We start from the raw sequence: 6,774 nt of genomic DNA on the forward strand, positions 1-6,774 counted from the left end.
GTTCGGTGGCCGCGGCGGTGGAGAGCCGGTGGTGGGCGTCGTATCCGCGTTCGGACAGGAACACCAGCACCCGGCGGCGGTCGGTCTCGTCGGCCCTGCGGTAGACGAGGTTGTCCGAGACCATCCGGTCCACGATCTTGGTGAGCGTGGGCGGGGCCAGCAGCGCGTGGTCGGCGATCTCCGACATGGGGTGCCCCTCGCCGTCCGCGAGCAGGCTCATCACCCGCCACTCCTCCACGGTGCCGCCCGCCGCGCCGAGGGCCGCGGACAGCCGCGCGGTGACCCGCCGCTCCGCCAGGGTGAGCAGGCGGGGCAGGTCGAGCCCGTGGGCGGTGGTGCCCGTCGGTTCCGGGGATTCGGTCGTCGTCTCCATCGGTGACTCGAAGATTACCGTTCGGTGGGGGAAGATTCCGGTACTAATACCAAGTATGGTCGCATCATCCGGGGCCATCGACGTCGCTCTTCTGGTACCGCTGCGCGGGCCGGCGGGGATATTCGGGCCGTCCTGCGAGCTGTGCGCCAGGCTGGCGGCCGAGGAGGTCAACGCGGGCGCGGGGGTGCTCGGCCGGGAGATCAGGCTGATCACGGTGGACGGCGGCGCCCCGCCGCACCAGGTCGCCGACGAGATCGACCTGCTGGTGTCCGGCGGCGCGGTGGACGCCGTGGTGGGCTGGCACATCTCCGCGGTGCGCGAGGTCGTGGCGCCGCGGATCGCCGGGCGCGTGCCGTACGTCTACACCGCGCTGTACGAGGGCGGGGAGCGGGCGCCGTGGGTGTTCCTGACCGGTGAGACGCCCGCCCGGCAGCTCCGGCCCGCGCTGCGCTGGTTCGGCACCGAGCTGGGCGTGCGCCGCTGGGCGATCGTGGGCGACGACTACGTGTGGCCGCGCCGGTCGGCCGCCGAGGTGCGGTCCTATCTGGCCGAGCTGGGCGGCACGCTGACCGACGAGATCTACGTCAGGCTGGGCACCGGCGACTTCGGCGGCGTGCTCGGCCGGCTGCGCGCCACCCCCTGCGACGCGGTGCTGATGCTGCTGGTGGGCGACGACGCGGTGGCGTTCAACCGGCAGTACGGCGCGGCGGGCATCGACGCGCTGCGGTTCAGCCCGCTGATGGAGGAGAACATGCTGCTGGCGACCGGCAGCGGCGGGACGCGCGGGCTGTTCGCCGCGGCCGGCTACTTCGCCGCGCTGCCGACGGCCGCCGGGCTCGACTTCGACGCCCGCTACCACCACCGCTTCGGGATCACGGCGCCGATGCTGAACAGCCTGGGGGAGTCCTGCTACGAAGGCGTCCGCCTGCTGGCCGAGCTGCTGCGCAGGGCGGGGGAGCTGAGCGCGCGGCGGATGCTGGAGGTGTCGGAGGGGCTGGGGTACGACGGGCCGCGCGGCCCGGTACAGGTCAGGGCCAGGCACCTGGAGCAGCGGATGTTCCTCGCGGTCGCCGACGACCTGCGCTTCGACGTGATCGCCGACCTCTGAACTTTGACGCGCCCCCCATTGACGATTGCTTCGCCGAAAAATAGTTTTCTGATGAAGCAATACTGGGGAGGTTGATGATCGTGGCGACGTATCCCTACCGATGTGCCGTGTGTGGTCCGTTCGAAGTACGGCGGCCGATCGGCGAGGCGGCGGCGACCGAGGAATGCGTCGGCTGCGGCGAGCCCGCCGTGCGCGTCTACACCCCGCCGTTGCTGGCGCGCACCGCGCCCGCACTGGTGAGGGCGCTGGACGCTGCGCAGGCGAGCGCCCATGAGCCGCAGGTCACCCAGCGGGTTCCGGCGCGCCCCAAACGCGCGACGCCCCCGCCCGACCCGCGTTGGGCCAAGCTTCCCCGACCCTGATCTGACGGGAGACTCTGCCATGCCCGAAGTCGTCTTCAGCGTCGACCAGGCGCGTTCCATGCGCGACCAGGCCGCCCCGGGTCACAACCGGTGGCATCCCGACATCCCGCCCGCGGTCACGGTACGGCCGGGCGCGGAGTTCCGGGTGGAGTGCCGCGAATGGACCGACGGCCAGATCGGCAACAACGACTCCGCCAACGACGTACGTGATGTGAACCTGTCGGTCTGCCACATGCTCAGCGGCCCCATCGCGGTGGAGGGCGCGGAGCCGGGCGACCTGCTGGTCATCGACATTCTCGACATCGGCCCGGTGCCGCAGGCGGCGGGCGACCTCCCCGGCGAAGGCTGGGGCTATACCGGGATCTTCGCCAAACAGAACGGCGGCGGCTTCCTGACCGACCAGTACCCCGACGCCTACAAGGCCATCTGGGACTTCCACGGCCAGCAGGCCACCTCCCGGCACATCCCCGGGGTCAGGTTCACCGGCATCACCCACCCGGGCCTGTTCGGCACCGCTCCGTCGCCGGACCTGCTGGCCCGCTGGAACACCCGCGAGCAGGCCCTGATCGACACCGCCCCGCAGCGGGTGCCGCCGCTGGCGCTGCCCCCGCTGGGCGAAGGCGTGCTCGCCGGGCCGCTCGGCGGCCAGGACCTGGAGCGCGTCGGCCGCGAGGGGGCCCGTACCGTGCCACCCCGCGAGAACGGCGGCAACCACGACATCAAGAACTTCAGCCGGGGCGCACGCGTCTTCTACCCCGTCTATGTGCCCGGCGCCCTGTTCTCCGGCGGCGACCTGCACTTCAGCCAGGGCGACGGCGAGATCACCTTCTGCGGCGCCATCGAGATGGGCGGGTTCATCGACTTCCACGTCGACCTGATCAAGGGCGGCATGGCGAAGTACGGGATCACCACCAACCCGGTGTTCCTGCCGGGCAACGTGGAGCCGCGCTACTCGGAGTTCATGTCGTTTATCGGCATCTCCGTGGACCACGACACCGACACCAACTACTACAACGACGCCACGCTCGCCTACCGCAACGCGTGCCTGAATGCGATCGAATACCTCAAGACCTTCGGCTACAGCGGCGCACAGGCGTACCTGCTGCTCGGGGCCGCGCCGGTGGAGGGCCGGATCAGCGGGGTCGTGGACATCCCGAACGCCTGCTGCACCCTCTACCTGCCCACCGAGATCTTCGACTTCGACATCCGCCCGACCGCGGAGGGCCCGAGGAAGGCCGACCGGGGCTCCTGCGCCACCAGCGGCTGACATGTCCGACTACGAGATCTTCGAGCTGGGGGACTTCACCTTCCTCAGCGGCGCGACCCTGCGAGAGGCGCGGCTCGCCTACAAGACGTACGGCGAGCCGTCCCCCGCGAAGGACAACGTGATCGTCTACCCGACCTGGTACTCCGGGCGGCACTGGGACAACGAGTGGCTGATCGGCCCGGGGATGACCCTGGACCCGGAGCGCTACTTCATCATCGTGCCCAACCAGTTCGGCAACGGCCTGTCCAGCTCGCCGAGCAACACGCCGGAGCCGTACGACCAGGCCAGGTTCCCGCGCGTCACGATGTACGACAACGTCGCGGCCCAGCACCGGCTGGTCACCGAGCGGTTCGGCGTGGAGCGCCTGGCCCTGGTGACCGGCTGGTCGATGGGTGCGGGGCAGACCTACCAGTGGGCGGTCAGCCATCCGGACATGGTGGAGCGGATCGCGCCCTTCTGCGGCTCCTCGCACACCAGCCCGCACAACAAGGTGTTCCTGGAGGGCGTGCAGGCCGCGCTCACCGCCGACGAGGGCTTCAACGGCGGCTGGTACGGCGAGCGCCGGCTGACCACCGGCCTGCGGGCCGCCGCCCGCGTCTACGCCGGATGGGGGTTCTCCCAGGCGTTCTACTGGCAGCACCTGTACGAGCGACTGGGTTACACCTCCCTGGAGGACTTCCTGGTCGGTTTCTGGGAAGGCTTCTTCCTCGACGACAGAGATCCCAACAATCTGATCACCATGCTGCGCGTCTGGCACGCCGCCGACGTGGGGCTGACCCCCGGCTTCAACGGCGACACCGAGGCGGCGCTGGCCTCCATCAAGGCCAGGGCGCTGGTCATGCCGGCGGAGAAGGACCTCTACTTCCCGCCGGAGGACGAGGCGTGGGCCGTGGAGCGCATTCCCAACGCGCGGCTCCGGGTCATCCCCGGTGTGTGGGGGCACTTCGCGGGGCACGGCAGCAATCCCGAGGACGTCCGGTTCATCGACGAAGGGCTGCGCGAACTGATGGCGTCATAGCGCGGGAGCGGGGGGCGGTCACGGTGCACGCCGGGGCCGCCCCTCCTTTTCGCCATAGGGCGATATACCAAAAGAATAGATGGTAGGCAAGAAAAAGCACCGTCCGTACACTGTGCCACACCAACCGTAAAAACCACATGAAAAAGGATGGAGCACCACAGTCACCCCCATTTAAGGAGCCCACTGTGACCATCAGACGAGTCGTGTCGCACGTCGCGCTCGCCGTCTGCGCCGCGGCGGCCGCCATCGCCGCCGCCTCCCCGGCGACCGCGCAACCGGGCGCGAACCGTGCCGCGTTCACCATCACCAGCAGCGCTTTCGCCCAGGGCGGGACCATTCCCATCGTGCACGAGTGCACCAGCGCCAGGCCCCCGGACCCGCGCAAGAAGAACGAGTCCCCGCCGCTGTCGTGGTCCGGTGCCCCGGCGGGCGCGCAGAGTTACGCGATCATCATGCGCGACCTGAGCAACAACAATCTGCTGCACTGGATCATTTACGACATTCCGGTGAGCACGACGTCGCTTCCGCAGAACGTCGCCCACGTTCATGAGCCGCCGGTGCCCCCCGGGTCCAAGCAGATCTACTACCGGGGCAGCGCGAGCCTGTGGGGCTACCAGGGCCCGTGCTCGCCCAGCTCGATCAACACCTATGAGTTCAGGGTCTACGCGCTCAACCGGGCGAACCTCACCGAACTCAACCAAAACTCCTCGATCAGGACCGCGGCGCAGGTCATCGCCAACGCCTCAATCGGCTCGGCCAGGATCACCGCCCTGTCGTGAGGCTCGTGGAGCGCCGGAGACCCGCGCGGGACCGGGGCCGCCGCTCTGGGTGAGCGGCGGCCCGGCCCCGTTGGGGGCGGCACCCGCGTGGGTGATGCCGATCCTCACGCCGCACGGTGGTGGTTCACCGCGCGCCGCGAAGCATGTTCAGACCGTATTGTCTCGATCACCGACCGTCACCGTCAAGGGGTGTCCACCCGAGGCCGGCCGCCGGGGCCATCAGCATGACGCCCGCCACGATCACGATCGCGCCGATCAGGTCGAAGATGAGTCCCGAGCGCACCATCCGGGTGATCGGCACCATGCCCGAGCCGTACACGATCGCGTTGGGCGGCGTGGAGACCGGCAGCATGAACCCGAACGACGCGCCGAAGACCGCCGCCAGGGCGGGGACGAGCGGCTCGACCCCCGCGGCGGTCGCGATCGGCAGGATGATCGGTACCACGACCCCCACGCTGGCCGTGTTGCTGGTCGTCTCGCTGATCACGATGGTCACCAGGGTGGCCAGCAGGGTCAGCCCGAGCAGGGAGGAGACACCGAGCAGCGCCGCGGCGTTGCGGCCCATCGTCTCGGCCAGACCGGTCTCCGACAGCAGTTTGCCCAGCGCGATGCCCGCCCCGAACAGCAGGATCGTGCCCCAGTCGATGCGCACCGCCTCGTTCCAGGTCAGCGTGAAGCGGCGGGCCCGCCGGTCCACCGGCAGCACGAACAGCAGCGCGGCGGCCACGATCGCGACGACGCCCTCGTCCACGCGGGCCAGCACGGCCCTGTAGACGGCGGACTCCTCGCCCGCCACCAGCGCCACGACGCCCGGCGTGATCCACCAGGCCACCGCGACGCCGAAGGCGGCGAGCGTGTTGCGCTCCCCGGCCGACATCCGCCCGAACCCGGCGCGCTCCGTGGCGACGTACGCGCCGGCGCCCTCGATCCGCCGGGTCTCGGGCCGGTTGAGCCACAGCAGTACCACCGACAGCACCGCGAACATCGCCAGCACGATGGGCGCGGCCATGATGACCCAGGTGAAGAACGGTATCCGGGTGCCGGTGGCGTCCTCGATCAGGCCGCGGCCGATCAGGTTGGGCGGTGAGCCGATGAGCGTGAGCAGCCCGCCGATGGGCGCGGAGTAGGCCGGCATCAGCATGATCGCGGTGGCGAACCGCAGCCTGCGCGGGTCGGTGCCACCGGCCACGGACCCCGACAGCGTCGCCACCACGCCGAGCGCGATCGGCAGCAGCATCGCGGTGGTCGCGGTGTTGGAGATGAACGCGCTGAGCGCCATCGTGGCCAGCCCGAACGCGATCACCGTGCGATAGGTGGAGGCGGCCACGCCCGGCGGCGACAGGATCCAGAACGCGAACCTGCGGTGCAGGCCGTGCCGCATCATCGCCTCGGCGATCACGAAGCCGCCGATGAACAGGAAGATCGTCGGGCTGCCTGTCCGTGCGCCCCGGCAAGCGGAATGTGCCGTGACGCAGCGTCGGCGGGTGGTGGCAATGTGTCCCCGGCGTTTATTAAATGGGTTGATAGGGGGTAATACCCTGGAACGGCGAGAGCGCCCTTCGAGGGGCCGCCGAGGGGGGAAACCAGGCGGGCTCTGCCGCAACGGCCCCGATCCGCTCCCGCCGCACGGTCCTGATCCGCCCCGGTGTGCGCTGGGTGTGCGCGTGATGTGCGTACGGCCTGATCCGCCCCGGCTTGTGCTCGTCCCGTCCCGTATGGCCGCGATCCGCCCGTCCGTACGGCCCGCGACGCAGCGTCGCGCGGCCCCGACCCCCGAACACCCTCGACTGTCCATGATGCCTACATCGATGAGGAGTGCCCTGCCCAGCGATGAGTTCCGACAGTAGACTTCCCGCGCCCCCCGTCC

General features: G+C 70.0%; 7 protein-coding genes. 5 read left to right on the forward strand and 2 right to left on the reverse strand.

The features are described 5' to 3' along the window. A partial coding sequence (locus C1I98_RS32940) for a MarR family winged helix-turn-helix transcriptional regulator (RefSeq protein ID WP_111171252.1) occupies positions 1-373 on the reverse strand: 373 nt, incomplete at its 3' end. Between the two features lie 55 nt (positions 374-428). Here C1I98_RS32940 and C1I98_RS32945 point away from each other — a divergent pair. The 5 genes from C1I98_RS32945 to C1I98_RS32965 all read left to right on the forward strand — a co-directional run bounded on the left by C1I98_RS32945 (position 429) and on the right by C1I98_RS32965 (position 4,907). Beyond that, the gene (locus tag C1I98_RS32945; RefSeq protein ID WP_111171253.1) at positions 429-1,481 is read left to right on the forward strand and encodes a substrate-binding domain-containing protein; all 1,053 of its coding nucleotides are present in this window, start codon (positions 429-431) and stop codon (positions 1,479-1,481) included. A gap of 74 nt (positions 1,482-1,555) precedes the next feature. Continuing rightward, positions 1,556-1,843, forward strand: a complete 288-nt coding sequence (locus C1I98_RS32950) for an FmdB family zinc ribbon protein (protein ID WP_111171254.1) — start codon at positions 1,556-1,558, stop codon at positions 1,841-1,843. Positions 1,844-1,862: 19 nt separating this feature from the next. Then, entirely contained in the window at positions 1,863-3,110 is a 1,248-nt protein-coding gene (gene fmdA / locus C1I98_RS32955; RefSeq protein ID WP_111171255.1) for a formamidase, read from the forward strand. 1 nt (position 3,111) lies between these two features. Then, positions 3,112-4,128, forward strand: coding sequence for an alpha/beta fold hydrolase (locus C1I98_RS32960; protein WP_111171256.1), 1,017 nt, complete (start codon positions 3,112-3,114; stop codon positions 4,126-4,128). Between the two features lie 185 nt (positions 4,129-4,313). Then, positions 4,314-4,907, forward strand: a complete 594-nt coding sequence (locus tag C1I98_RS32965; RefSeq protein WP_199537388.1) for a YbhB/YbcL family Raf kinase inhibitor-like protein — start codon at positions 4,314-4,316, stop codon at positions 4,905-4,907. A gap of 166 nt (positions 4,908-5,073) precedes the next feature. On the opposite strand, the gene C1I98_RS32970 is transcribed toward C1I98_RS32965, so the two are convergent. Continuing rightward, a complete protein-coding gene (locus C1I98_RS32970) occupies positions 5,074-6,702 on the reverse strand; it encodes an SLC13 family permease (protein WP_111171258.1) in 1,629 nt (542 codons plus the stop codon). Positions 6,703-6,774 lie beyond the last annotated feature (72 nt).

The sequence above is a fragment of the Spongiactinospora gelatinilytica genome (assembly GCF_003236385.1).
Lineage (GTDB): Bacteria > Actinomycetota > Actinomycetes > Streptosporangiales > Streptosporangiaceae > Spongiactinospora > Spongiactinospora gelatinilytica.